The organism is Gordonibacter pamelaeae 7-10-1-b, assembly GCF_000210055.1.
GTDB lineage: Bacteria > Actinomycetota > Coriobacteriia > Coriobacteriales > Eggerthellaceae > Gordonibacter > Gordonibacter pamelaeae.
In genome coordinates, this window is the sequence record NC_021021.1 from 359893 (window position 1) to 361514 (window position 1622).

At 69.5% G+C, this 1622-nt stretch carries 2 protein-coding genes; both read left to right on the top strand.

The window, feature by feature from the left end; translation table 11 throughout:
* The coding region (locus GPA_RS01650) for a MiaB/RimO family radical SAM methylthiotransferase (RefSeq protein WP_156791106.1) at nucleotides 1–878 on the top strand (878 nt) is incomplete at its 5' end.
* Nucleotides 879–886: 8 nt separating this feature from the next.
* Nucleotides 887–1622, top strand: a 736-nt coding sequence (pgsA, locus tag GPA_RS01655) for a CDP-diacylglycerol--glycerol-3-phosphate 3-phosphatidyltransferase (protein WP_083809235.1), incomplete at its 3' end; no start/stop codon positions are given.

Here is a 1622-nt window from a genome sequence, read left to right on the forward strand (position 1 = left end):
CCGTGTCGGCCTATGTGAAGATATCGGACGGCTGCGACCGCTTCTGCTCGTACTGCACCATCCCGTACATCCGCGGGCGCTACCGCAGCTTCCCGCTCGACGACGTGCGCGCCGAGGTGGCCGCCAAGGTGGCGGCCGGCGTGCGCGAGATCGTGCTCATCGCCCAGGACACGGGCCGCTGGGGCACGGACTTCGAGGAGCCCTCGACGCTGGCCGCGCTCGTGGGTGCGCTGGCCGAGGAGCATCCCGGCACGTGGTTCCGCGTCATGTATTTGCAGCCCGAGGGCTTGACCGACGAGTACCTGGAGGCCGTGGCCGCGCACCCCAACGTGTGCGACTACTTCGACATCCCGCTGCAGCACGTCGACGCGGGCATCCTCCGGGCCATGAACCGCACGGGATCGCGCGGCGAATTCGAGGAGCTGCTCGCACGCGTGCGCCGCCGCATCCCGGACGCCACGCTGCGTACGACGCTCATAGCGGGCTTCCCCGGCGAGACGGACGGCCAGTTCGAGGAGCTGTGCGCCTTCGTGGAGGATGCCGGGTTCGATTACGTGGGCGTGTTCCCCTACTCGCGCGAGGAGGGAACGCGCGCGTTCGACCTGCCGGGCCAGGTGGACGAGGACGAGAAGGCCGACCGGGCCCAGCGCCTGCGCGACGTGGCGGACGCCGTGTGCGCGCCGCGCGTGGCCGAGCGCATCGGACGCACGCTCGACGTGCTCGTGGAAGGGCGCGAGGAGGACGGGCAGCTGTTCGGCCGCGCCATGTGCCAGGCCCCCGAGGTGGACGGCGTCACCTACCTCGAGGACGGCGAGGTGGGGCAGGTCGTGCGCGTGACGATCGGGGACACGCTGCTCTACGAGATGGAAGGTGCGTGACCAGGCCCATGGCCCCAACCGACCAGGCGAAGCCGACGTCGACCGACAAGCTCATGACGCCCGCCAACATCGTCACGCTCGCGCGCATCTGCCTCGTGCCGGTGTTCGTGGTCGTGCTCATCAGCCCTTGGCCGCAGTGGCTGGGGCTGCCGCAGGTGGCCGACGACGCGAAGAGCCTCATCGCGGCCGGCATCTTCATCCTCATATCGTGCACCGACTGGCTCGACGGCTACCTGGCCCGCAGCCGCGGCGAGGTCACGGACTTCGGCAAGTTCATGGACCCGCTGGCCGACAAGATACTCGTGGCCGCGGCGCTGCTCGCGCTCATCGAGCTGGGGTCGCTGCCCAGCTGGGTCGCGCTCGTCATCCTGGCGCGCGAGTTCATCGTGTCGGGCGTGCGCATGGTGGCCGCCAGCGAGGGCGTGGTCATAGCGGCCAGCTGGTACGGCAAGTTCAAGACCGTGTTCCAGATGGCCGCCATCGTGCTTTTCTGCGTGAAGGACTCCTACATGGTGGGCAGCTTGAACGCGGCGCTCTCAGACTGGCTGTGGCTTCTGAGCTGGGGGGTGATGATAATCGCGCTCGTGCTGACCGTGGTGTCCATGCTGGACTACATCGCGAAGGCCCGCCATCTCATCGGGTTCGGGCGCAAGCCCAAGGGCGCGGTGGCGGACGGCCTCGGAAGCATCCCCACGGCCGAGGGGACGGCCCCTGCGGAGGACGCGGCGGGGGAGCCCCGGCCGC